The organism is Actinoplanes sp. CA-015351, from assembly GCF_050955685.1.
In the GTDB taxonomy this organism is placed as follows: domain Bacteria; phylum Actinomycetota; class Actinomycetes; order Mycobacteriales; family Micromonosporaceae; genus Actinoplanes.
On the sequence record NZ_CP192102.1, the window covers coordinates 7,992,064 to 8,015,885 of the forward strand.

A 23,822-nucleotide genomic window follows, 5' to 3' on the forward strand; every position below is an offset into this window, starting at 1 on the left:
GCAACGACTCGGTGCGACTTCGTCCACGCCAGGACCGAGGCAGGAGCTCACACACGCACTCGGTGGGCCCTCACCAGCGCTGCCGGCCCCATACGTGTGCCCGCATCGCCGCCGCCAGCCCATACGTGTGCCCGCACCGCCGCCGCCAGCCCATACGTGTGCCCGCATCGCCGCCGCCTGCCCTAACCCCCCGCGATCTCGGCAATCTGGCCGCCAATTCAGCCGCGAGTTGCCAAGATCGGCGCAGGGTTCGGGTCGGTGAGGCCGCTCGATGAAGCCGCTGCAGCCACTCGGTGAGGTCGCCTCCGAGATGCGCGCCGGCCCGCCCGCCGCCGAGCCCCCGGCCACTGCCACGAGCCGTAGCTGGCGTAGGTCATCCGCCCCGATGACCTACTCCAGCTACGGCTCGACACGAAACAGCGCTCAACACGAAACAGCGCTCAACACGAAACAGCGCTCAACACGAAACAGCGCTCAACACGAAACAGCGCTCGGCACGCCGGAGCGTCAGCCTCCGATGCGCAACAACCGCGCTGACATGTGTGGCTGCAGGCCGCTGTTGTCGATCGAGATCTCGTGGGCGTACAGCAGCGCGCCCTCGACCACCCCGAACAACCGGTGCCCACCCGTCACATGCAGGCCCGACGGCGTATAGGCCACCGCATCCGTGCCCATCTCCAGCCGGGTCGTCGCGGCCTTGCCCATGTAGAGCTCGGCCACCCCGTCCGGGCGGATCATCGTGGCTTCCATCTCGTCGCCCGGACGCCCGTCGATCAGGACCGGACGCCAGAACCCGGACTCGGTCAGCGCCGGCCCGATCGGTTCCGACTCGTCGTCGAGCAGCCAGGCCCGCGACTCGTAGCGCAGGAACGCCCGGCCGTCGTGGCTGATCCGGATCTCCTGGGCGAAGTTGTAGTCGTTCTCCTGCGGGTAACCGCCCTGCCCCCGACCTCGCCAGAGGCCCACGAACGGCAGCAGGCCGAGCAGCGCCGGATTGAGGTCCGGCCCCGACCGCAGGTCGTGGGTGTCCTCGTAGGGATAGCGGGCAACCGGTGGCGCGTTCAGCCACGGCGGCGGCCCCAGCGGGTTCTCCTGCTCGGTGCTCACCAACGCCCCCTCGAAATACGAACGGCCAGATAGCCGAAACCGCCCGCCAGCGCGCCCAAGGCGGCAACCAGCAGGCTCACGAACCCGATCTCCGTAACCATGACGCGCCCATCCTATGCTGGCCGGTATGGCACGTTTGCTGGTCGTCAAGGCCACCTCCGGAGCGGATGCGCCCGAGCGCAGCTCACAGGCTTTCACCGTGGCGAGCACCGCGGTCGCTTCCGGGGTGGACGTCTCGCTCTGGCTGACCGGCGAGTCCGCCTGGTTCGCGCTGCCGGGCCGGGCCGCCGAGTTCGAGCTCCCGCACGCCGCTCCCCTGCCGGACCTGCTCGAAGCGATCCTGGCGGCAGGCCGGGTCACCCTCTGCACACAGTGCGCGGCCCGCCGCGACATCGGTCCGGACGACGTCCTGCCAGGCATCCGGATCGCCGGTGCCGCGGTCTTCGTCGAAGAGATCATGTCCGAGAACGCCCAGGCGCTCGTGTATTAAGAACTCAACCCGCACGGCAAGCGGTGGTCACGCTCACCTGCAGCCGCTCACCCTGGGCGGTCACCACGACCGATTCAGACCCCATTCGGTACGCCCAACCGCCCGCATCACCCCAAACCGGCACCGCCCCGTCCGGCACCCCGCGCGGCCCGTCCTCAGGATCAGCCGTCCCACCGTCAGCCACGAACGTGGCCGCCGTCCCACCGTCCGGACATGTCACCGCCCGAGTCCGCGGCTGAGCCGGCGCGCTGGCCCCCGGCTCAGCCGGTGTGCCGGCCTTGAGGGCAGCCAGCACCGCGGCGAGTGACGCCGGCGCCGGCCCGGCCACCGGGTCAGTGGTCTGCGCCGTCCCGCTCGCCGGGCGACAGCCGGAGTCGACCCGGATCGTCAGATGCTGGTCGACCGAGAGCGCCTCGGCCTCGATCGCGATGAAGACGCCCGCGTCGGCATAAAGCGACAGCCGCGTCCCGCCGCGCATCGCCATCACCGACGGCTGGTATCCGTCCGGCAGTCCGGCGGCGATCGCGTCCAGCGCGGTGCGGGCCTCACCCTCCGGCACGAAAACGGTGAGATCGCGGCTCGCCACCCGGCCCGGCCGCACCGGTGTGATCGAGCAGTCCTCGATCCGCAGCTCGCCGAGGCGCAGCACCCAGCGGTCGTCGCCGGCCGCAGCGGCGAACAGTGATCCGGTCGCACGGTTCAGCTCCGGCATCGCTTCGGCGATGTCACGCTGCTCGGCGACCGTCGGCGGGTCCTTGCGCACCGACCAGAAGCTGACCGCGAGCAGCACCGCGACCCACGCGGTCACCACCGCGGCGGTCCGCAGGCGCCGCCCTTTCGCCGTCACGGCTGACATGGTGCCATCCGCCATCTCGCCGTCGGCCCGCCGCCGGTGCTCATCGACCCCGTCGATCTCATCGCAGAGATGCGTACTCCGGTGAGGCCAGGAACCGCTCGATGACCTCGGCGCTGCCCGGGGTGAACGGCCGGCCCAGCACCTCGGCGGCCGGCACGAAGACCATCGCGGCACCCTCGCCGAGCACCACGTCGGCCTGGGTCGCGCGCGTCACGCCGTAGAAGTAGTGCTTCTCCCGCTGGTGCTCGGGCAGGTCCTGCCGGACGAAGAGGCGCAGCGGCCCGTCCGCCCGCAGAGCGGACTCCTCAAGAAGCTCGCGGGCCGCACCCTGCTCCGGCGTCTCCCCCGGCTCGATCTCGCCGCCCGGGAGCCCCCAGACGTCCGGGTAGTAGGGCGCATGCTCGTCACGCAGCTGGAGCAGGATCGCGCCGGACGTGTCGACCAGGAAGGTGCAGGCAACCCGCTTCAACTTTTCGCCAGCCTGTTCAGGGCGCCGAGCGCCACGTCGGAACGGGTCGTGTACCAGAACGGGGGCAGCGACCTGCGCAGGAAGGCGCCGTAACCCCGGGCCGTCTCCAGCCGCGAGTCGAGGACCGCGACCACGCCCTTGTCGCCGCTCGACCGGATCAGCCGGCCGACCCCCTGCGCCAGCCGGACCGCGGCGATCGGCACGCTCACCGCCGAGAAGCCGGAGCCGCCGGTCGAGTCCACCGCCGCCGAACGGGCCGCAGCGAGCGGCTCGTCAGGCCGTGGGAACGGCAGCCGGTCGATCACCACGAGCTGGCATGCGTCACCCGGCACGTCGACGCCCTGCCAGAGCGACATCACCCCGAACAGACAGCTCTCTTTCTGCTCCTTGAACTTGCGGACCAGGATCGGCAACGTCTCGTCACCCTGCAGCAGGATCGGCAGGTCGGTCTTGGCACGCAACAGCTCAGCGGCCTGCTGCGCGGCCTTGCGCGAGGAAAAGAGCCCGAGGGTACGCCCACCGAGCGCCTCGACCATCTTGAGCAGCTCGGCGCCCGCCGCGTCGGGCAGGCCCGACTGGGCCGGCCGGGGCAGGTGCGCCGCGACGTAGAGAATCCCCTGTTTGGGGTAGTCGAACGGGGAACCGACGTCCAGCGACGTCCAGCCCTCGCCGGAGGTCGCCTCGCCGTCCGGCCCCGGTGTGGCGGCCGGCAGGCCCAGCGAGCGGGCCACCGTGTCGAACCGGCCGCCGAGCGTCAGAGTCGCCGAGGTGACCACGACCGTCCGGTCCGTGTAAAGGCTCTGCGAGAGCGTGCCGGCGACCGAGAGCGGCGCCACCACGAGAGCGCGGCGGCCGTTGCCCAGGTCGGATTTCTCCACCCAGGCGACGTCGAAGTCGTCTTCCTCCAGCACCCGCTGCGCGGTCGTGGAGAGCTCGTCCAGCACGGCTTTGGCCTGCTGCTTGCCGACCGGGTCGGAATCGTCGGATTTTACCTCGCCGATCGCGCTCAACCCGGCCCGGGTCGCCGACTCGAGCAGGGTGACCGCGACCCGCAGCTGCTCCGGCAGGCCGCTGGTGATCCGGCCGGCGGGCGCCTCGGCGAGGCCGATGGTGAGCGCGTCGGCCGACTCGGCGAGCTGCTCGGCCGCGACGGGCGTGATCATGGTGCGGGCGCGGCGGCCGGCTCGCTCGATCGCCTCCGGGGTGAGCTCGGCCTGCGCGGCCGAAGAGACCCGATCGGCCAGCTCGTGCGCCTCGTCGACGACGAGCAGCTTGTGCGGCGGGACGATCTGCCGCTCGGCCAGCATGTCGACGGCGAGCAGGCTGTGGTTCGTCACCACGATGTCGGCCTCGCGGGCGCGGACCCGGGAAGCCTCGGCGAAGCACTCAGCGCCGTACGGGCAGCGGCCCGCTCCGACGCAGTCCCGCGCCGGCATCGACACCGAGCGCCAGGCCGTGTCGTCGACGCCGGGGTCGAGCTCGTCGCGGTCGCCGGTCTCGGTCTTGTCGGCCCAGGCCCGGACACGCTGGATCTGCTTGCCGAGCCGACCCGCCTCGCCGAGCCACTGCCCGGCCTTGGGCGCGGGCGCGTCGTCGAAGAGCGTGTCGGACGGGGCCTCCTCGTCGGCGTGCTCGAGTTTCGCCACGCAGAGGTAGTGGTGACGCCCTTTGAGCACGGCGAAGCTGGGTTTGCGGCCGAGGACCGGCTCGACCGCCTGCGCCAGGCGCGGCAGATCGTGCTCGACCAGCTGGTTCTGCAGGGCGAGGGTGGCCGTGGAGACCACGACCGGACCGTCCACCAGCAGGGACGGTGTCAGGTAACCGAGGCTCTTGCCAGTGCCCGTGCCGGCCTGGACGAGCAGATGCTTTCGGTCCTTGACGGCCTTGTCGATCGCGTCGACCATGGCCTGCTGGCCGGGGCGGGTGCTTCCGCCTGGCACGGCGCCGACCGCCGCTGCGAGAAGCTGCTCGGCGGTCGCCTTTTTTCGGGTAGCTGCGGGCACGCAGGAACCGTACCCGCCACCACCGACAGAACCGGACCACCGCTAGGGTGCACCTCATGCCGAGCGAGATGGTCCGGGTCATCTACACGAAGTACGACGGATCAGCTCATCGTGACTACCCGGCCCGCCGCCTGGCCGAGGACGACCTCGGCATCTGGGTCGGTGTGACGCGCGGAACCCCGTCGGTCTACCACGGCCGGCCGTCGGTGGAGCAGATCCCGTTCGTCCTGCTCATCCCGCATTACGCCTGGTGGACGGGGATGTTCAACCCGCCGCCGCGGACCAGCGAGGTCTACTGCGACATCACCACCCCGGCGCGCTGGGAAGGTGACACGGTCCACATCGTCGACCTCGACCTGGACGCGGTCCGCCGTCGCGAGACCGGCGTCGTCGAGCTTCGCGACGAGGATGAGTTCGAGGAACACCGCAAGGCTTTCGGTTACCCGGAGGAAGTCGTGGTGAACGCGCAGGCGGCCGCCCGGCATCTGATCACGGCGCTGGGCGACGGCACCGAGCCGTTCGCCACGCATCACCGCAAGCACCTGTCAGAGGTCACCCAATAACAACTTCTCCGGGTTCTGCTGGTTGAACAGGCCGGTGATCCGGCCCTGGTCGACAGCGACCGTGAGCACCGCGAGAAGCGGGTGACCGTCCGGCCGGCTGCCGCGCAGCAGCATCGCCGCACCGCCGTTGACAAGCACCGGCTCGACCTTGATGTCGGTGATCCCGGCGAGCTTGTGCCCGAGCAGCCCGGCGTAGAAGCGGGCCACCTTGTCGGCGCCGCCCACCACGTTGATCGCGGTACGGACCAGGCCGCCGCCGTCACTGATCGCGACCACCTCGGGCGCCAGCACCGCAGCGAGCGCGACCACGTCACCGCTCTGCGCCGCGGCCAGGAACGCGTCGAGCGCCCGGCGCTGCTCGGCCAGCCCAGCGGTGTGCTTGATCCCGCCGTCGGCGACCGCGCGGCGACCCCGGCTCGCGTGCTGCCGCGCCGCTGCCGGTGTGGTGTCCAGGACCGTGGCCACCTCGTCGAACGGCACCGCGAACGCGTCGTGCAGTACAAACGCGACCCGCTGCTCGGGTGTCAGCCGTTCGAGCACCACGAGCAGGGCGACGCTCACCTGGTCGGCCAGCTCCGCGAGCTCGGCGGGGCCGGCGTCCGGATCCACGAAATAGGCGGGCAGCCACTGACCCGGGTACGCGGCTCGGCGTACCCGGGCTGAATTGAGCTGGTCCAGGCAGATGCGCGCGGTGACCGTCGTGAGCCAGCCGCGCGGGTCTCTGATCTCTTCGGTCTGCTGCGCGTAGCGCAGCCAGGCCTCCTGTACGGCGTCCTCGGCCTCCGCGCGATTGCCGAGCATCCGGTAGGCGACAGCGGTGAGGTAAGCGCGGTGAGCCTCGAACTCGGTGGCGTCCTCGGTGGCGTCAGTCGGTTCTCCGGGCGATTTTCCGCGCGGCATTCCGGTCGGCGGCGGCATAGGAGGAATTCTGCGCGAGATGACCGGCTGCCGGTATCACTTATGCCACAGTATAAAACACGCAAATCGTACGTATCGGATGGTGGACCGTGCAGGACGTGGCGACTATCGCGGGTAGCCTCGCAGGGCTCGCCGGTGCCGGCGGCGCGGCCGCGGTCGCAGTGCGCCGCAGGAACCGGCCCTGCCTCGCGGCCGGGCACGCGCTGCTCCGGGAAACCGACACCGACCCGCTGCCCGGCGTGCTGCGCCTCGGGCTGACCGGGATGACCGTGCCGGTGGTCCCCGGACCACGCGGCGAGCTCTTCCTCGGGCCGGGCGCACCGCAACCCGGGCGGACCCTGCGGCGCCTCGTGCTCGCCCCGCTGTTCAACCGGGCCAAGGCCGGCGACGGCAAGCTCTACCGCGACCAGCGGGCCCCGTTCCGGCTGGTGGTCGAGTTCGGCGGGCAGAGCCGGGACACCGAGACGCTGTTCCGTGCCTACCGGATGCTCGACCAGCAGCTGCGCGACCACGCCGGCCTGCTGAGCCGGTTCCGGGACGGCCTGCTGTCGCCGAGCGTGGTAACCGTGACGGTCACCGGCATCGTCGACGTGCGCGAGCTGCTCGCCGCACAGCGCGATCGGTACGCGTTCGCCGAGGGCACCTTCGACGACCTCGGCACCCGCTCCGCACCGCCGTCGCTCGCGCCGATGATCAGCGAGTCATGGAGCCGCCGGTTCGGCTGGGACGGCCGCGACACGATCACCGCCGAGGAACGGCACCAGTTGCACGCGCTGGTCCGGGCCGCACATGAGGACCGCCGGACCGTACGGATCTCCGGCCTTCCCGACGGCTCCCGCAAGGCCCGGGCGGCGGTCTGGACCGAACTCGGCGCCGCCGGAGTCGACGTGATCGCGGATACCGATCTGAGTGGACTCGCGAAGCATCTGCGCAAGCACCCGGCCAGCCCGGCGCCACTGCCGCACGTGCCGACCCGGGCCGTACGCCGCGCCGCGCCCCGCCCTCACGTCACCGGGCGTCACGAGACCGTTTAGGACCGTGGCGAACGGGTCAAGCAGCGTGGACCGATAACATGCCCTGCGGAGATCCAACAAAAAGCCGTCGATAGAGGGTCCACGCCGTGAAGTTTTCATTCCGTCCCGTCGAGGGCGCGTTCTACGACCTCTTCACCAAGGCGGCGTACAACCTGGTCAAAGGCACCGAGCTGCTCAACGAGCTGGCGCTGCCTGGCGTTGACGTGCAATCGGTGTCGGACCGGCTCAGCGACGTGGAGCACGACAGCGACTCGATCACCCACCAGCTCTACAAGAAGATCAACTCGACCTTCATCACCCCGTTCGACCGGGAGGACATCTACTCGCTGGGCTCACAGCTCGACGACGTGATGGACCACCTCGAAGCCGCCGGCAACCTGCTCTACCTCTACGGACTCACCGAGTTGCCGTCGCTGCCCCGCGAGATGCATGAGCTTGTGACGGTCCTCGACCAGCAGGCGAAAATCACCGCCGAGGCGATGCCGCGACTGCGCTCGATGAAGGGCCTCGAGGAGTACTGGATCGAGATCAATCGGCTGGAGAACGACGGGGACCGGGCGTACCGAATGCTGCTCGTCCGTCTTTTCTCCGGTGAATACGACGCTCTCACGGTTCTCAAGATGAAGGAGGTCGTGGACGAGCTGGAAGCCGCCTGCGACGCCTTCGAACACGTGGCGAACACCGTCGAGACCATCGCGGTCAAGGAGTCCTAGGCCTTGGACCCCCAGCTCATCGCCGTCGTGGCGGTGATCCTCGCCGCGATGGCGTTCGACTACACCAACGGCTTCCACGACGCCGCGAACGCGATCGCCACAAGCGTCAGCACCCGGGCGCTGACACCCCGGGTCGCGCTCGCCATGGCCGCCGTCGGCAACTTCGTCGGTGCGCACCTCGGGACAGAGGTCGCCAAGACGGTCGGCGACGACCTGGTCAGCCTGCCGGTGGGCGTACCCAGCCTCGGCGTCGTCTTCGCCGGCGTGCTCGGCGCGATCACCTGGAACCTGATCACCTGGTATTTCGGGCTGCCCTCCAGCTCGTCACACGCCCTGTTCGGCGGGCTCGTCGGCGCCACGCTGATCGCCTCGTTCGGCGAGGTCCAGTGGGGCAACATCGTCACCAAGGTGCTGGTGCCGATGGTCGTCTCGCCAGTGGTCGGCCTGATCCTCGGCTTCATCATGATGGTCGCCATCATGTGGATCTTCCGGCGTGGACACCCCGGGAAACTGAACCGCGGCTTCCGGCTGGCGCAGACCTTCTCCGCCGCCGCGATGTCCGTCGGCCACGGCATGCAGGACGCCGCGAAGACGATGGGCATCGTGGTGCTGGCTCTGTACACGGGTGGCTACCAGAGCTCCGCGACACACATCCCCGAGTGGGTCTACTGGGCGTCCGCCACGATGCTGGCCCTCGGCACGTACGCCGGCGGCTGGCGCATCATCCGCACCCTGGGCCGGAAAATCATCGACCTGGGCCCGGCGGAGGGCTTCGCCGCCGAGACGGTGGCCAGCGCGGTGCTGTTCTTCAACGCCCAGGTCCTGCACGCCCCGATCTCCACCACCCATACGATCACCTCAGCCATCATGGGCGTCGGCGCAACGAAACGCCTGAGCGCGGTCCGCTGGAACGTAGCCGGCAACATCGTCATCGCCTGGGTCACCACGTTCCCGGCGGCAGCTTTGATCGCCTGCCTGATCTACGTGGTGGTCCGCCCCCTGTTCTGACGGTCCCCGCTCCTGATCAGGAGCGGGGACGGGCACGGCAAGCGAGAACAAGCACCCAAGCCGACGAGCACCCAGCCAGCCACGCCGACGGCGGCGCAGGCGGCGGCGCAGGCGGTAGGTGCGGGCGGCGGCGCAGGCGGCGGCGCAGGCGGTAGGTGCGGGCTAGCGAGCGGCCAAGCGCTAACGGGCTGGCCGGCACGCCGGCTGACGGACTGGCCGAGCAGGCGGACTCGCGGGCGGGCTGACGGATGGGCGCGCTAGCGGATGGGCGGGCGGATCTGCCTAAAGTCCGATCCGCTGGCTCTTACGGCCGTCTCAGAGTCCGCGAAACAGCTTGGCAGCCAGCCAGACCGTTGCGGGGCGAATTCAGGGCCCACCGTGGGCTCCTCTTCACGCTGCCCTCGCTGCGAGCACACGCAAGGGGCGGGCGGCGGTGACCGGGGATCACGTAGCGCCAGTGTGTGATCTCGTCTCGGCCCTGGCATGGATGAAAGCGCACGGTGAGATTGCGTGCGACCTCGTCTACGGTCACGTCCACCGAAGTGGTGTACGACCTGGACTTTCCGGGACGTAAGAGGCGGCCACCGCAGATCCTTCGGATTGCTTGAAGATCACGAAGGAGAGACCTGCGATGGCCGCAACAGAGAGTTTGAACGTCGCTGAGCTGCTGGGCCAGCATCTGGAATCGGCGAGCCCTGATGTACTGCGGGCGATGGTGAAAACTTTCGCGGACGCGTTGATGTCTGCTGAGGCCGACGCCCTGTGCGGGGCCGGCTACGGCGAACGCAGCGACGAGCGCACCAACTCGCGTAACGGATACCGCCAGCGGGAGTGGGACACCCGGGCCGGCACGGTCGAGCTGGCGATCCCGAAACTGCGCACGGGTTCATACTTTCCGGACTGGCTGCTCGAACACCGGCGCCGGGCTGAACAGGCCCTGGTCAGTGTGGTCGCGACGTCGTATCTGCTTGGCGTGTCGACACGGCGGGTGGAGAAACTTGTCGAGCAGCTCGGCGTCAAGTCTCTGTCGAAGTCGCAGGTCTCGGAGATGGCCCGCCACCTCGATGTCCAGGTCGAGGCGTTCCGTAACCGGCCTCTGGACGCCGGCCCGTACACGTTTGTGTGGGTCGATGCCCTGGTCATCAAGGTGCGGGAGAACGGCCGGACGGTGAACGTGCACGCCCTGGTCGCGGTCGGTGTCAACGGTGACGGCGGCCGTGAGGTACTGGGTCTCGACGTCACGTCCGACGAGGACGGTGCCGGCTGGCTGGCGTTCCTGCGCTCGTTGACCGCCCGTGGGCTGTCCGGGGTCCGTCTGGTCGTCTCCGACGCTCACCGTGGTCTGGTCAACGCGATCGGCGCCGCGCTGCCGGGGGCGCAGTGGCAGCGCTGCCGCACCCACTACCTGCGTAATTTGCTCGCGAAGGTCCCGAAGAGCGCACAGCCGTGGGTCGCGACGCTGGTCCGTACAATTTTCGACCAGCCCGACGCCGACGCTGTCCGGGCGCAGTTCGAGCGGGTTCTCGACACGATCGCCGCGAAGTTCCCCGACGCGGCCGAGCACCTCGACGACGCCCGCGGTGACCTGCTCGCCTTCACCGGGTTCCCGCGGGAGCTGTGGCGTCAGATCTGGTCGAACAACCCGCAAGAACGCTTGAACAAGGAGATCCGGCGCCGCACCGACGTTGTCGGGATCTTCCCGAACCGGGCCGCGATCATCCGCCTCGTCGGCGCGGTCCTGGCCGAGCAAACCGACGAATGGGTCGAAGGACGCCGCTACATGGGCCTTGATGTTCTCCGTAAAGCACGCCTGACCAGCATCGATACCGAGCAACACGACACCGAAATCGTCGAAACCACCGCGATCGCCGCATAAGATCAACACACACGGATCAGCGCTGGCCGCCTCTTACACCACGCCAGCGGACGTGACCCTCGTCTACCCAATTCTTGCCTTGGGTGTGCTCCTGTCCACGCGAGTCGTTCCCGGAGTTCGCGCATCCGGCACCCACGGCCGGCCAGCGCTTGCGGCAGCGCTGAGTCCGATTTGCGGAGCCGCGAGCGCAAGCCAGGCGGCCCGCAAACAAGGCAGCCCGCAAACAAGGCAGCCCGGAGACGAGGCGGCGGGTGGCGTGGGCTGCGGCTTCAACTGCGGCGGTGGCTACGGCTCCGGGTGCGGATGCGGATGCGGATGCGGATGCGGTGGGTTGGTCAGGTTGGTAGGTGGAAGGTTGCCTGGCCGTCCGGGGTCAGCTTGATCTGGGGCTGGACCGGGGTTGCCGCGTCTCGGTGGGCTGATGCGGTGATTACGCCGGCTGGGGTTCCGCACGCTGCCATCTGGGCGAGCGTGTGGCGGGTGGGCGGGAGCATCGGTAGGTCCGCTACGGCTGACGGGTCTACCCAGGCTGTTCGGTCGGCTTCGCCGGATACGTCGCGGGTTTGCTGGGATTCCGGCATGAGGGCGGCGAAGAACCAGGTGTCGAAACGGCGGGGTTCGAACTCCGGGGTGATCCAGCGGGACCAGGGAACCAGGAGGTCGTCGCGGAGGCGCAGGCCGCGGCGGTCCAGCAGTTCGGTCATCGAGAGTTCGCGGCGTTGCACCGCTGCCCGATCGGCCTCCCAGCCATCAACGCCGGACGAAACCAACCCGCCGGACGAGGCCAACCCGCCGGACGAAGCCAACCCGCCCGACGAAGCCAACCCGCCGGACGAGGCCAAGTCGTCGGGTGGAGGCATCCTCACCGTGTGGTCTGGCTCGGAGATGGGGGCGGCCAGCAGGACGCCTGTCTCCTCGAACAGCTCTCTGGCCGCCGCGCCCACCACCGCGTGGGCCTGCTCCTCCGGGACGCCCAGCCGAGCGGCCCAGTCGCTGCGGATCGTCGTCGGGCGGTCCGACGGGTCCACGACGCCGCCAGGAAACGCGTAAACGCCGCCGAAGACCATTGTTGTGCGGCGCCTCAGGACGTACACCTGGAAAGCCTGGCCGGAAGGTCGGAGAAGGACCACCGTCGCCGCGGGGCGGGCCGCCGCGGGCGGGCCGGTGAACTCGCGCGCCCGCTTGAGCATGGCGGGCGGAAGGGAGTCGGTCACCGGTCGATCCTGCCACTGGGGGCGGTTCGGGCGATACGGTATCGATCATGAACGGACAGAAGGTGCGCTGGGGCATACTCGGCCCCGGCGGGATCGCCAGCACATTCGCCGCCGACCTGCCGCTGGTTGAGGGGGCCGAGCTGGCCGCTGTCGGGTCGCGTTCCCTGGCCACTGCGGAGGCATTCGCGCAGCGGCACGGGTTCGCGCGGGCGCACGGCTCCTATGCGGATCTCGCCGCCGACGACGGTGTCGACATCGTCTACATCGCGACGCCGCACGCGTTCCACTTCGAAGGCGCGATGCTCTGCGTGGAGGCCGGTAAAGCGGTGCTGGTCGAGAAGCCGATCACGCTTGATCTGGCGTCCACGGCTCAGGTCATCCAGGCGGCGCGCGCCAAAGGGGTCTTCCTCATGGAGGCCATGTGGATGCGGTGCAACCCGGCCATTCGCAAGATCGCTGAGCTGGTCGAGGAGGGTGCGATCGGCTGGGTCAGCGCGGTGCACGCCGACTTCGGTCTGCAGGGGCCGTTCGACGCCTCGCACCGGCTGCGTGATCCGGAGCTGGGTGGTGGCGCGCTGCTCGACCTGGGCGTCTACCCGATCCATCTGACGCACATGCTTCTCGGCAGCCCGGCGAAAGCGCATGCCTGGGCTCATCTGACACCGGAGCGGGTGGACGAGAACACCGGGGTGCTTCTTGGGTACGAGGCCGGCGCGGTGGCCGCTCTGACCTGCAGCATCAATGGCGAGAGCCGGAACGCGGCGTCGATCACCGGTACTGACGGGCGGATCGACCTGCCGCCGGGGTTCTTCATTCCGCGCAGTTTCGTGCTGAACCGGCCGAACAAGGCGCCGGAGAAGTTCGAGTTCCCGTTCGAGGGCAGCGGATACCAGTTCGAGGCGGCTGAGGCGCAGCGCTGCTTCCTCGCCGGGGAGTTGGAAAGTCCGCTGGTCAGCCACGAGACGACGCTTGAGGTGATGGCTCTTCTCGACGCGCTGCGCGAGGAGATCGGGGTTTTCTACCAAGCGTGACGAAACGCCGGGGCCGCCGGCGGTGTGAGCCGGCGGAACGGGCGTCAGTGCCGGGAAATGACGGTGCCGCTGAGGACGCGTACCTAAAAAGAAGCGCCGGCCCGGCAGTGAGCCGGACCGGCATTTCACAAGGCTTAGCCGAAGCGACCGGTGATGTAGTCCTCGGTCTTCTTCTGCGTGGGGTTGCTGAAGATCTTCTGGGTGTCGTCGTACTCGATGAGGCGGCCCGGGTCGCCGGTCTTGTCGATCGAGAAGAAGCCGGTCTTGTCGCTGACGCGGGCGGCCTGCTGCATGTTGTGCGTCACGATGATGATCGTGAAGCGGTCCTTCAGCTTGAACATCAGGTCCTCGATCGCCAGCGTGGAGATCGGGTCGAGCGCGGAACACGGCTCGTCCATGAGGACGACCTGCGGCTCGACGGCGATCGTGCGGGCGATGCAGAGACGCTGCTGCTGACCACCGGAGAGGCCGGCGCCGGGACGGTCGAGGCGGTCCTTGACCTCGTCCCAGAGGTTCGCCGAACGCAGCGACTTCTCGGCCGCCTCGTCGAGGACGGCCTTCTTCTTGACGCCGTTCAGCTTGAGCCCGGCGACCGCGTTCTCGTAGATCGACATCGTCGGGAACGGGTTCGGCCGCTGGAAGACCATGCCGATCATGCGACGGACGGCCGTCACGTCGACGTCCGGGTCGTAGATGTTCTGGTCGTCGATGGTGAGCCGGCCCTCGATGCGGGCGTTCGGCAGCACCTCGTGCATGCGGTTGATGGACCGCAGGAACGTCGACTTGCCGCAGCCTGACGGGCCGATCAGGGCGGTGATCGTCTTCGGCTCGACGGCCATCGAGACGCTGTCGATCGCCTTGAACGAACCGTAGTAGGAGGAGACGTTGCTCGCCTCGATGCGCTTGGCCATTGGAGACATCCTTCTAACGGGACAGCTTGTTGCGACGGGCGAGCAGCTTGGCGGCGATGGTCAGGACCAGCACCAGCGCCACCAGGGTGAGCGCGGCTGTCCACGCGCGAGCCGGCGCGTACCGGGAGGCGTCGCCCGCCTGCTGGTACACGAAGAGCGCGAGCGACTGCTGGTTACCGGCGAACGGGTCGAAGTTGATCGCGGCAGCACCACCGGCGACCAGCAGGACCGGGGCGGTCTCACCGGCGGCACGGGCGATCGCCAGCATGACACCGGTGACGATGCCGGGCAGGGCGGTCGGGAGGACGACCTTCAGGATCGTCTTCCACTGGGGTACGCCCAGCGCGTACGAGCCCTCACGCAGCGGACCCGGCACGAGGCGCAGCATCTCCTCCGTCGACCGGACGATCGTCGGCAGCATCAGCACGGTCAGCGCCAGTGAGGCCGCGAAGCCGGAGAAGCGCGGGTTTCCGTCGTTGAACCACGGGCTGACGATCAGCACCCAGAACGACAGGATGAACAGACCGGCCACGATCGACGGGATGCCCGTCATGACGTCGACGAAGAAGCGGACCGTGCCCGCGAACCGGCCCCGGCCGTACTCGACCAGGTAGATCGCGCCGAGCACACCGAGCGGCACGGCGATCAGGGCGGCGATGCCGACCTGCTCCAGGGTGCCGATGATCGCGTGGTACGCGCCACCGCCCGGGTCCCGAGCGCTGATGTTGTTCATCGAGCTGCCGAAGAAGTTGCCGTCGAGGCGCTCGACACCCTTCGACACGAGCGTCCAGACCACCGAGGCGAGCGGCAGGATCGCCAGGATGCAGGCCGTGTAGATCAGCGACTGCATGGTGCGGTTCTTCGCGGCTCGGCGGCCCTCGACCCGGCTGGCCGCGAAGTAGAGGCCCACCAGGTACAGAGCGACGGCGACCACGGCGACAAGCACCCAGTTGCCGACGCCGGTGCCGAGCACGACCACGGCCGACAGCACGATCGCGGCGAGCGCGACACCGATGTTGACGACGAGCGGGAGCTGCTTGGTCCGGATGTTGTCCGGCGTCATCACGACGCCGGCAGCTTCACGTTCGAGAAGACTCATGCGGCACTGTCCCGGAACTCGCGACGGCGGTAGATGATCGCCCGCGCCGTCATGTTGACCACCAGTGTGATCGCGAAGAGCACCAGACCGGAAGCGATCAGAGCGCCGCGGCCGGTGGAGTTGGCCTCGCCGAAGGTGTTCGCGATGTTGGCGGCAATCGAGTTACCGCCGTTCTGGATCAGGTTGAACGAGATGTTGAACGTGATGCCGAGAGTCAGCGCCAGGGCGATCGTCTCACCGAGCGCGCGGCCGAGGCCGAGCATCACGGCGGCGATGACGCCGGGCTTGCCGTACGGAAGGACCGCGGTGCGGATCATCTCCCAGCGGGTGGCGCCGAGAGCCAGCGCCGCCTCCTCGTTCATCCCCGGGGTCTGCTGGAAGACCTCGCGGGACAGGGAGGTGACGATCGGCAGCACCATGATCGCCAGCACCAGGCCACCGAGCATGATCGACTGCCCGAACGGGCCCTCGCCGCCGAAGATCGGCAGCCAGCCGAAGTAGTGGTTGAGCCAGACCGAGAACTCCCGGACCGGCTGCTGGAGAACGTCACGACCCCAGAGGCCGAAGACCACACTGGGCACTGCGGCGAGCAGGTCGATCACGAAACCCAGCGGCGTGGCGAGCCGCTTGGGTGCGTAGTGCGACAGGAAGAGCGCGATCGCCAGGGCGATCGGCACCGCGATGACGAGCGCGATGACCGAGCTCAGCAGGGTGCCGAAGGCGAGCGCCGCGATACCGAAGACCGGCTCGGCGTCGTTCGGGAACCACGTCTTCTCGGTCAGGAAGTTCGCGGTGTTGTCCTGGAGGGCGGGTACCGCCTTGGAGACCAGGAAGACGGCGATGGCAACGATGATGACGAGCACCATCGAGCCGGCTGCCGTGGACAGGCCGCGAAAGCCTGTCTCCATCGAGAACCGGGTCTTCTTGGGAAGGGCGCCGCCGCCACCCAGCGGGGGCTCGTAACTGCTCGGTGACATGCCGGAGCCGGCGCCCTGGGCGTGACCGTTACTGGTCACGCCCAGGTCGCCGGCGGTGGCGTTCACCGAGCGGGAGGGGTTGTCACCCATCTGCGCGCTCGCTGTCGTCTCGGAGGGATTGACGAATCGATCAGGAGATCGCGGCGACCGAGGTCTCGACCTTGGCCCGCAGCGCCTCGGGCAGCGGGGCGTAGCCCAGCTCAGCGAGCGCCGTCTGACCGGCGGTGCTGGAGGTGTACTTCAGGAAGGACTGGATCTCCTTGGCCTTCGCGGAGCCCTTGCTGCAGGCGATCTCGTAGGTCACCAGCACGATCGGGTACGCGCCCGGGGTGGTGGTGGCGTAGTCGAGCTCGAGGGCCAGGTCACCGTCGGTGCCCTTGACGGTCGCGTTCTCGAAGGTCTTACCGGCCGACTCACCGGTCAGCTCGGTGTACTCGCCGGCGCCGTTCTTGATCTTCGCCTTCTGCAGGTCGCTGTTCTCAGCGAACGACAGCTCGACGTAGGAGATCGTGTTCGGGGTGCTCTTCACCTTGCTGGCCACACCGTCGGACTTCGCCGCGCCGGTGCCGCCCGGAGCCTTCCACGCCTTCGCGTTCGCGAACGACCAGTCGGCCTCAGCGGTCTTGCTCAGGAACTTGGTGAAGTTGTCGGTGGTGCCGGACTCGTCCGAGCGGTGAACCGTCTCGATGGTCGCGTCCGGGAGCTTCGCACCCGAGTTCTCCGCGGCGATGGCCGCGTCGTTCCACTTGGTGATGGTGCCGGCGAAGATCTTCGCGATGGTGGAGGAGGACAGCTGGAGGCCGTCGACGCCCTCCACGTTGTAGACGACCGCGATCGGGCCGATGACCATCGGGAGGTTGAGCGCCTTGCCGTCGGGGCACTTGGCGTCCGCCTGCGGCTGCTCGTCCTCCTTCAGGGCCGAGTCGGAGCCGGCGAAGTCGGCGGTGCCCGCAATGAAGGCCTCGATACCCGCGCCGGAACCGGTGCCCTGGTAGTCGACCTTCGAGTCGGAACACTGCGTCTGGTACGCCTTGATCCACTCGTCCATGGCGTTCTTCTGGGCCGTCGAGCCCTGCGCCGTCAGGCTGCCGCTGACGCAGCTGCTGGTGTCGGCAGACGCGGCACCGCTCGCCGTCGGCGCCTCGTTGTCCGAGCCGCACCCGGTGAGTGCGATCGTCGCAGTCAAAGCAATGCCGGCCACGAGTCCGGACCGCTGGAGCTTCACGGTTTTCCCTTCGGGTTATCTGCAGCCGGTCTCTCACCGGCTCACAACCGAAAAGTTAGGAGCGCGAAGTGACCGGTTAACCGGCCCCAAATGAACTGAGGGTGAACAGGTAAACCCCAGAAGGTAGCCATCCTTGGAGCGCCAGTTGTCCGTTAAGTGAACCGAGTACTCACTACCCGATATGTCGGATAAATACGGTCGTCCGTGACCTTCGCGAGATCTCCCCTTGTCCGGGCCGTGACCAAAAACCAGCGCTGATCACTCGCTGCTAATTGCTACTAACCCAGAGTGCGCCTGTAACTCACGCCACAACCCAAAACCCCCTTTTCTGCTACGCCTTCCCGTGGCCCCACAACCGCATCAGCGGGGCTAGCGCCCCGTCCGGGCGCGGCCCCCTGCAACGCAATCCAGCCAGCGGCGCGCGCCGGCACCCCGTGCCCACTCACCGTGCGCCGGCACCCCGTGCCCAATCACCGTGCGCCGGCACCCTGTGCCCACTCACCGTCTCGCCAGGCCCGAAGTCGCCAAGCACACCAGCGGGCGACGGCCCACCAGAGCCCAGCGACCCGTAGCCTCCAAGCTCGCAGGCCGGCCGTAGTTCAGATGGCTACGGCTCACGCCCCATCACCTCTGCAGCGGCCCGCGCTACATCCCGCGACCTTGGCAACTTCCTGTCAACGCCCGGGAACTCGGCGTTCGTCCAGCCGCCCCGCCAGGTGGCCTGCGGTGACAAAGCCGGGATCGGCGTCACCTGCCTCCGGCGGGGGTCCACGGCCCGCAACGGCACAACCGGGCGATCAAGCCAACGTGTCGACCTAGTGGTCCCGCGTCAGCTCACGGCCCCGCGTCAGCTCACGGCCCCCGCGTGTCGGCTTACGGTCCCGTGTCGACTCACGGCCCCGCGTCAGCTCACGGCCCCGCGTCAGCTCACGGCCCCGCGTCGGCTCACGGCCCCGCGTGTTGATTTCGGGTGCAATCCGCACCCGTTATCGCCACGCACACGGGGAAACGGCTGCTGCGTGTCGACTTCAGGTTCGAATCGCACCCGAAATCAACACGCAGCGGGGTTGTGGCGGCACCGGCCCACGAGGGGCGCCAGCCAGCTTGGATCTTGGATCTTGGACAGCGTTTAAGAGCGCTGGTAACTGACGTCGGTCTTGTGAATCCCGTAGCCCAGCCCGCGGTAAAGCTTGACCGCCCCCGCATTGGACTCGTCCACATAGAGGTTCGACATCGTCAACCCCTGGGCGGCCAGGTGGCGTAAACCGGCGACGCTCAAGGCCACGCCCAGGCCACGGCGATGCCCGGACGGGTCGACACCAAGAACGTAGATCTCGCCGAGCGCCGGATCGTCACCCGCCGCGGGATGGACCTTGGTCCAGTGGAAGCCCAGCACCTTGTCGGTGATGTCGACGGCGAGCAGGAAGCCGGCCGGGTCGAACCACGGCTCCGCCTCGCGGGCGAGCAGGTCGTCGAGGGTCCAGCGGCCCTGTTCCGGGTGGTGGGCGAAAGCGCGCGCGTTGACGTCGAGCCAGGCCTGCTCGTCGTGGCCGGGGCTGAACGCCCGCAATGTCACGCCCGCTGGCACCGGGATCGACGGCAAAGGCAGAAGCAAAGAGCGGCGCATCTGCCAGAGCACCCGCACCCGGTCGAAACCGTTACGTGAGGCGAAGGCAGAAGCGCCCGGATTGTCGCCATGCGCCCAGAACGTCAGCGGGCCAGGACCGGCCGCAGCGAGCAATGCGGTGCCATGACCGGCGCGACGAAAGTCAGGATGAACGACCAGCTCGCCGGAAGAATCGGAAATATAAGCATAACCCGCCAGCCGATCGCCAGCGAAGGAGAGCAGATGACGGCCAGCACCCCGCAACCCGAGAACAGCGTCCTCGGACAGTGGGTAAACCCCGTCCGACGCCGCGGCCGCATCGGCCAAAGCCAGAACGTCGGACACCGAGGACGCGGACAGCCGGTCCGCAGCGCGGACCGGCTGCACCATCGTCACCTCAGTCTGATCAGACCGGCAGGGAAACCGGCTCGTTGTCCGGCAGCTGGCGACCGTTCGGCGGGACCACGAACTTGTAGCCCACCTGGCGGACGGTGCCGATCATCGATTCGTACTCGGTCGTGAGCTTGGCGCGCAGGCGACGGACGTGCACGTCGACGGTACGAGTACCGCCGAAGTAGTCGTAGCCCCAGACCTCGCGCAGCAGCTGGTCGCGGGTGAAGACCCGGCCCGGGTGCTGAGCCAGGAACTTCAGCAGCTCGAACTCCTTGTAGGTGAGGTCGAGCGGCCGGCCCTTGAGCTTCGCCGCGTAGGTGTCGGGATCGATGTTGAGCTCGCCGGCCCGGATCGAGCCGCCGGCACCGGCCGTCGCGTTGGTGATCCGGCCGACGCAGAGCCGCAGGCGGGCCTCCACCTCGGCGGGACCGGCGCTGGCCAGGATGACGTCGTCGACACCCCAGTCGGCGTTGAGCGCGATCAGGCCGGCCTCGGTGACGACCGCGATCAGCGGCACACCGATACCGGTGGCGTGCAGCATGCGACAGGTCGCACGTGCCTCGGAAAGTTCGGAGCGTGCGTCAACCAGCACGGCGTCGGGGCTCGGCCCGGACACCAGGGTGCGGACGTCACGCGGTGCGGTACGTACTGAATGAGGCAGAAGGTCCAGGGCGGGCAGTACGGCTGAAGGCTCACCGGCACGTGCCGTCACCAGCAGAAGGATCTCCACACTCACCTCCGTCCTCGCGGCACTCGAAAGGCCGCTCGGGTGACCCGGTCTGCGCAGCTCAGAGCTCCGCCACCGGAGAGACTGGGCCCGGCGTCACCGACGGGTGGGTTGCGATTACCTTAACCGATGGACCCATCCCGACATCCAGGTCAAGCCTGCAAGTGATGTAGAGAACGCTAACAAGGTGACTGAACGGCCGATTCGTAACCAGCCTTTTACCTGACTCTAAAGAGCAGATTGGGACCGTGGTCACGGGTCTGGCACGATCGGCGTCGTGTTCCCCTCCATGCCGCAGGACGATGCCTGGGATGCCGAAACCTCCCAGAAGGTCGCACGCAACCCGGGCCGGCCGAAGCCCGGATTCTACGGCGCTGTGCCCGACGAGGAGGGTGAACAGCCTCCGGCCGAGCCGGAGGAGTACGACGAGTTCGAAGAGATCGAGGTCGTCCCGGTCCGGCCGCGGCTCTCCATCGCGATCGCCGGCTTCGCCGCGCTTCTCGCGATCGCCCTCGTGCTGGGTTCGGTCACTTCCGGTCCGGATGCCCGTCTTTCGTACGCGATAGTGCTCTTCGGTGTTCAACTGCTCGGACTGCTGGCCTGGACGATGGCATTGCAGCCACCCGCTGCGGCCACGACGGCGGCGGTGGCCGCACTGGCCGCACTGGCCGCCGACTATCTGGCGGTCACGAGCGAAGCCCCGGCGCTGATGCCGATTCTGTACGTGGGCGCGGCCGCGACAGTGGTGGCCCTGGTCGGCCAGCTGTTCAAGGCGGACGACCGGCACCGGATCAGTGACTCGTACCGTTCCACCTCGATGATCGTTTTCGGCTCGGTGGCGTACGCGATCCTGATCGTCCTGACCCGCCAGCCGATCGGCACCCAGGCGATCCTGGTCTGCTGCACCGGCGCGGGCCTGGCCCTGCTGGTGTCCCGGCTGACCGACGCGATCTTCCCGAAACCGCGGATCGCGGCGCAGGTGCCGCGCGGCGCGACAGGCATCGTGCTGGGTGCCATGGTCGGCACGCTCGCGTCCGCGATGCTGGGCAGTTACCTGGTGCTGCCGTTCACTCCGGCGAAGGGCGCGGTCCTCGGCCTGGTCGCGGCGGTCGCGGCGATCCTGGTTGATCTCGCGGTGAACTTCAGCGAGGCGGGACGCCGGCTGGCCGGTGACGCGCCGACGTTCTGGCTGGCACGGCACATGCAGGGCCCGCTCGGCGGCTTCGCGCTGATGTCCGTCGCGGCGTACGCGCTTGTTCACCTCTACCTCTCCTGACTCATCCGTTTCGGTGAACCCCCAGCCTGGGCATGTACGTTTCCCAGACATCCGGCCGCGAAAGGGGAGGCATCGTGAGGCGCAGGCTGCTCACCGTCGTCGTTGTACTGGTGCTGCTCCTGCTGGGTGGCGCGCTGGTCCTCGACCGGGTCGGTAAGTCGTACGCGGAGCGCGAGCTCTCCGACCGCATCGCGGCCGAGGTCGCCTCGCAGAACGCGACGAGCGGCATCCCGGACGTCACCATCGACGGCTTCCCGTTCCTCACCCAGGTCGCGGCCGGTGACTACCAGCAGGTCAACATCGCGCTGCCGGACTTCGCGGCGCCGGACGGCACCGGCGGCACGGTGAAGATGTCGCTTCTCGACATCAGCGCCCAGGACGTACGCGCACCGCTGAGCACCCTGCGCAACGGCGGCGACGTGATCGCGGGTGTGGTCTCCGGCGCCGGCACGATCGGGTACGCGGAGATCACCGCCCTGGTCAACCAGGACGGCCTGAAGCTCGCCGAGAAAGACGGCAAACTGAACGCCACGGTGCAGCTGGACATCCCCGGTCAGAAGCCGATCGAGATCACCGGCACCACGAACCTGACCGTGGAGAACGGGTCGATTCGGGTTCGTTTCTCCGAGGTGACGTCGAAGGATCTCCCGGCCCTGCCGTTCCTGCAGAACATGATCAACGCGTTGGCCTACGATCTGAAGATCCCTGAGCTGCCGTTGAACCTGGTCGTGCAACAGGTCGAGGCCCTTCCGGAAGGCCTGCGGGTGACCGCCGGCGCCGAGAACGTGAACCTCTCCGCAGGCGGTCTGTGACCGTCCGTTCCCGGATGGTGGTCGGCTCTGTTCCGCGCCTTGGGCTCGCTGGTACTGTCGGACGCATGAGCCCGTTGCTCACGAAAAGGCGCGCGATCGACCTGTGTCGCGTGGCCGCGTGCCTGTGTCGCCCCGCAATCTGACGGGGCCACTCGGTGCTGAGCACCTTCTCTAGATAGCCCGGGGCAATTCTTTGTCCGGCAGTGGCGCCGTCGCACAGCAAGCCCGTGATCCCACCTCTCCACCTGGGTCCGCGCGGAGTGCGACAGCATTTCTCCGTGCGCTGACTCTCTCCTCACCCACCATCAGGGAGTGAACCGATGAGTCGCGACACCGCACTCGTTTCGGCCGACTGGGCCGAGAAGAACCTCGAGACCCCCGGCATCGTCTTCGTCGAGGTCGACGAGGACACCACCGCGTACGACGGTGGCCACATCCCGGGCGCCATCAAGATCGACTGGAAGAAGGACCTCCAGGACCCGGTCCGGCGTGACTTCGTCAACCAGGAGCAGTTCTCCGCTCTGCTCTCCGAGCGCGGCATCTCCAACGACGACACCGTGATCCTCTACGGCGGCAACAACAACTGGTTCGCCGCGTACGCGTACTGGTACTTCAAGCTCTACGGCCACGGCGACGTGAAGTTGCTCGACGGCGGCCGCAAGAAGTGGGAGCTCGACGCCCGCGTCTACACCAAGGACGTGCCGACCCGGACCACGGCGGTCTACAACGCCAAGGAGCCGGATCTGGAGATCCGCGCGTTCCGCGACGAGGTCGTCCAGGCCATCGGCGTGAAGAACCTGGTCGACGTCCGCAGCCCTGACGAGTTCGCGGGTCGCCTGCTCGCCCCGGCGCACCTGCCGCAGGAGCAGTCGCAGCGGGCCGGCCACATCCCGACCGCGCTGAGCGTGCCGTGGAGCAAGGCCGCCAACGAGGACGGCACCTTCAAGTCCGACGAGGAGCTCGCCAAGATCTACGGCGAGGCCGGCCTCGACGGCAGCAAGGACACCATCGCGTACTGCCGGATCGGCGAGCGCTCCTCGCACACCTGGTTCGTGCTCAAGGAGCTGCTCGGCCAGCAGAACGTGAAGAACTACGACGGTTCGTGGACCGAGTACGGCTCGCTCATCGGCGTCCCGATCGCGCTCGGCGACGAACCTGGAAAGGCCTGATCATGACTTCACCCGCCGCAAACGTGACGGCCGCTGCCAGTTGCGCTGCCCCTGATCAGTCCACGCCCCTCCCCAGCAGCGTGGACCTGACCCGGGAAACGGTCATCACCGGCATCGTGACCAACGCCGAGGGCGACGCTGTCGGCGGTGCGTACGTTCGCCTGCTCGACGCCTCCGGTGAGTTCACCGCCGAGGTGGTGTCCTCTCCCGAGGGTGTTTTCCGGTTCTTCGCCGCTCCCGGCTCGTGGACCGTGCGGGCGCTGAGCCGGCACGGAAACGGCGAGCTCGCGGTGGACGCCGGCGTCGGCGTCAACGAGATCTCGCTGAACGTGGCTACTGCCTGAT

The 23,822-nt window shown here is 68.3% G+C and carries 25 protein-coding genes; 12 read left to right on the plus strand and 13 right to left on the minus strand.

The annotated features are described in order from the left end of the window. Positions 1–507: 507 nt before the first annotated feature. The gene (locus ACQP2E_RS36385) at positions 508–1,107 is read right to left on the minus strand and encodes an FABP family protein (protein ID WP_433827483.1); all 600 of its coding nucleotides are present in this window, start codon (positions 1,105–1,107) and stop codon (positions 508–510) included. After that, positions 1,104–1,208, minus strand: coding sequence for a small membrane protein MtfM (gene mtfM, locus ACQP2E_RS36390; protein ID WP_041830316.1), 105 nt, complete (start codon positions 1,206–1,208; stop codon positions 1,104–1,106). The genes ACQP2E_RS36385 and mtfM overlap by 4 nt, the downstream gene beginning before the upstream one ends. A gap of 14 nt (positions 1,209–1,222) precedes the next feature. Here mtfM and ACQP2E_RS36395 point away from each other — a divergent pair, with 14 nt between their 5' ends. Continuing rightward, a complete protein-coding gene (locus ACQP2E_RS36395; protein ID WP_433827484.1) occupies positions 1,223–1,597 on the plus strand; it encodes a DsrE family protein in 375 nt (124 codons plus the stop codon). A 4-nt stretch (positions 1,598–1,601) separates the two neighbouring features. Here the strand turns inward: ACQP2E_RS36395 and ACQP2E_RS36400 are convergent, their stop codons facing one another. The 3 genes from ACQP2E_RS36400 to ACQP2E_RS36410 are packed head-to-tail and all read right to left on the minus strand — an operon-like array spanning position 1,602 to position 4,826. Next, positions 1,602–2,453 (minus strand): hypothetical protein, encoded by an 852-nt coding sequence (locus ACQP2E_RS36400; RefSeq protein ID WP_433827485.1) that lies wholly within the window; start codon positions 2,451–2,453, stop codon positions 1,602–1,604. Between the two features lie 58 nt (positions 2,454–2,511). After that, positions 2,512–2,922: an NUDIX hydrolase gene (locus ACQP2E_RS36405; protein WP_433827486.1), complete on the minus strand. Its 411-nt coding sequence runs from the start codon at positions 2,920–2,922 to the stop codon at positions 2,512–2,514. Continuing rightward, complete coding sequence (locus ACQP2E_RS36410; protein WP_433834209.1) at positions 2,919–4,826, minus strand: ATP-dependent DNA helicase; 1,908 nt, start codon at positions 4,824–4,826, stop codon at positions 2,919–2,921. Before ACQP2E_RS36410 ends, ACQP2E_RS36405 begins: the two co-directional genes overlap by 4 nt. A gap of 155 nt (positions 4,827–4,981) precedes the next feature. Between ACQP2E_RS36410 and ACQP2E_RS36415 the strand changes: the two genes are divergently transcribed. After that, the gene (locus ACQP2E_RS36415) at positions 4,982–5,488 is read left to right on the plus strand and encodes a DUF402 domain-containing protein (protein WP_433827487.1); all 507 of its coding nucleotides are present in this window, start codon (positions 4,982–4,984) and stop codon (positions 5,486–5,488) included. Here ACQP2E_RS36415 and sigJ read toward each other — a convergent pair. Continuing rightward, positions 5,471–6,406 carry an RNA polymerase sigma factor SigJ gene (sigJ, locus tag ACQP2E_RS36420; protein ID WP_433827488.1) on the minus strand — a complete coding sequence of 312 codons (936 nt, stop codon included), beginning with the start codon at positions 6,404–6,406 and terminating at the stop codon, positions 5,471–5,473. The genes ACQP2E_RS36415 and sigJ overlap by 18 nt on opposite strands. A 98-nt stretch (positions 6,407–6,504) precedes the next feature. Between sigJ and ACQP2E_RS36425 the strand changes: the two genes are divergently transcribed. The 4 genes from ACQP2E_RS36425 to ACQP2E_RS36440 all read left to right on the plus strand — a co-directional run bounded on the left by ACQP2E_RS36425 (position 6,505) and on the right by ACQP2E_RS36440 (position 11,037). Then, positions 6,505–7,440 (plus strand): hypothetical protein, encoded by a 936-nt coding sequence (locus ACQP2E_RS36425; protein ID WP_433827489.1) that lies wholly within the window; start codon positions 6,505–6,507, stop codon positions 7,438–7,440. Between the two features lie 86 nt (positions 7,441–7,526). Then, on the plus strand, positions 7,527–8,153 hold the full coding sequence (locus ACQP2E_RS36430) for a DUF47 domain-containing protein (protein WP_433827490.1): 627 nt from the start codon (positions 7,527–7,529) through the stop codon (positions 8,151–8,153). A gap of 3 nt (positions 8,154–8,156) precedes the next feature. Further along, positions 8,157–9,161: an anion permease gene (locus ACQP2E_RS36435; RefSeq protein WP_433827491.1), complete on the plus strand. Its 1,005-nt coding sequence runs from the start codon at positions 8,157–8,159 to the stop codon at positions 9,159–9,161. A 631-nt stretch (positions 9,162–9,792) separates the two neighbouring features. Further along, positions 9,793–11,037: an IS256 family transposase gene (locus ACQP2E_RS36440; RefSeq protein ID WP_433824898.1), complete on the plus strand. Its 1,245-nt coding sequence runs from the start codon at positions 9,793–9,795 to the stop codon at positions 11,035–11,037. Positions 11,038–11,372: 335 nt separating this feature from the next. Here ACQP2E_RS36440 and ACQP2E_RS36445 read toward each other — a convergent pair whose 3' ends face one another. Beyond that, positions 11,373–12,227, minus strand: coding sequence for an NUDIX hydrolase (locus tag ACQP2E_RS36445; protein ID WP_433834211.1), 855 nt, complete (start codon positions 12,225–12,227; stop codon positions 11,373–11,375). A 71-nt stretch (positions 12,228–12,298) separates the two neighbouring features. Between ACQP2E_RS36445 and ACQP2E_RS36450 the strand changes: the two genes are divergently transcribed. Further along, entirely contained in the window at positions 12,299–13,282 is a 984-nt protein-coding gene (locus tag ACQP2E_RS36450; RefSeq protein ID WP_433827492.1) for a Gfo/Idh/MocA family protein, read from the plus strand. Between the two features lie 134 nt (positions 13,283–13,416). Here ACQP2E_RS36450 and pstB read toward each other — a convergent pair whose 3' ends face one another. From pstB to ACQP2E_RS36480, 6 genes are all read right to left on the minus strand, one after another. Then, positions 13,417–14,193, minus strand: a complete 777-nt coding sequence (gene pstB, locus ACQP2E_RS36455; RefSeq protein ID WP_111649766.1) for a phosphate ABC transporter ATP-binding protein PstB — start codon at positions 14,191–14,193, stop codon at positions 13,417–13,419. Positions 14,194–14,206: 13 nt separating this feature from the next. Further along, complete coding sequence (pstA, locus tag ACQP2E_RS36460; protein WP_433827493.1) at positions 14,207–15,292, minus strand: phosphate ABC transporter permease PstA; 1,086 nt, start codon at positions 15,290–15,292, stop codon at positions 14,207–14,209. Further along, complete coding sequence (gene pstC / locus ACQP2E_RS36465) at positions 15,289–16,359, minus strand: phosphate ABC transporter permease subunit PstC (protein WP_433827494.1); 1,071 nt, start codon at positions 16,357–16,359, stop codon at positions 15,289–15,291. Before pstC ends, pstA begins: the two co-directional genes overlap by 4 nt. A gap of 40 nt (positions 16,360–16,399) precedes the next feature. Continuing rightward, positions 16,400–17,494, minus strand: coding sequence for a phosphate ABC transporter substrate-binding protein PstS (gene pstS, locus ACQP2E_RS36470; protein ID WP_433827495.1), 1,095 nt, complete (start codon positions 17,492–17,494; stop codon positions 16,400–16,402). Between the two features lie 1,129 nt (positions 17,495–18,623). Then, positions 18,624–19,490 carry a mycothiol synthase gene (mshD, locus tag ACQP2E_RS36475; RefSeq protein WP_433834213.1) on the minus strand — a complete coding sequence of 289 codons (867 nt, stop codon included), beginning with the start codon at positions 19,488–19,490 and terminating at the stop codon, positions 18,624–18,626. Positions 19,491–19,506: 16 nt separating this feature from the next. Then, positions 19,507–20,229 carry a winged helix-turn-helix transcriptional regulator gene (locus tag ACQP2E_RS36480; RefSeq protein ID WP_433827496.1) on the minus strand — a complete coding sequence of 241 codons (723 nt, stop codon included), beginning with the start codon at positions 20,227–20,229 and terminating at the stop codon, positions 19,507–19,509. Positions 20,230–20,509: 280 nt separating this feature from the next. On the opposite strand from ACQP2E_RS36480, the gene ACQP2E_RS36485 reads away from it, so the two are divergent. From ACQP2E_RS36485 to ACQP2E_RS36505, 5 genes are all read left to right on the plus strand, one after another. Beyond that, complete coding sequence (locus ACQP2E_RS36485; protein WP_433834215.1) at positions 20,510–21,496, plus strand: hypothetical protein; 987 nt, start codon at positions 20,510–20,512, stop codon at positions 21,494–21,496. A gap of 74 nt (positions 21,497–21,570) precedes the next feature. Then, on the plus strand, positions 21,571–22,308 hold the full coding sequence (locus ACQP2E_RS36490) for an LmeA family phospholipid-binding protein (protein WP_433827497.1): 738 nt from the start codon (positions 21,571–21,573) through the stop codon (positions 22,306–22,308). Positions 22,309–22,373: 65 nt separating this feature from the next. After that, on the plus strand, positions 22,374–22,451 hold the full coding sequence (locus ACQP2E_RS36495) for an Ms5788A family Cys-rich leader peptide (protein ID WP_433834217.1): 78 nt from the start codon (positions 22,374–22,376) through the stop codon (positions 22,449–22,451). Positions 22,452–22,628: 177 nt separating this feature from the next. After that, positions 22,629–23,477, plus strand: coding sequence for a sulfurtransferase (locus tag ACQP2E_RS36500; RefSeq protein WP_433827498.1), 849 nt, complete (start codon positions 22,629–22,631; stop codon positions 23,475–23,477). A gap of 2 nt (positions 23,478–23,479) precedes the next feature. Further along, positions 23,480–23,821 (plus strand): DUF1416 domain-containing protein, encoded by a 342-nt coding sequence (locus tag ACQP2E_RS36505; protein ID WP_433827499.1) that lies wholly within the window; start codon positions 23,480–23,482, stop codon positions 23,819–23,821. The last annotated feature ends 1 nt before the right edge of the window (position 23,822 follow it).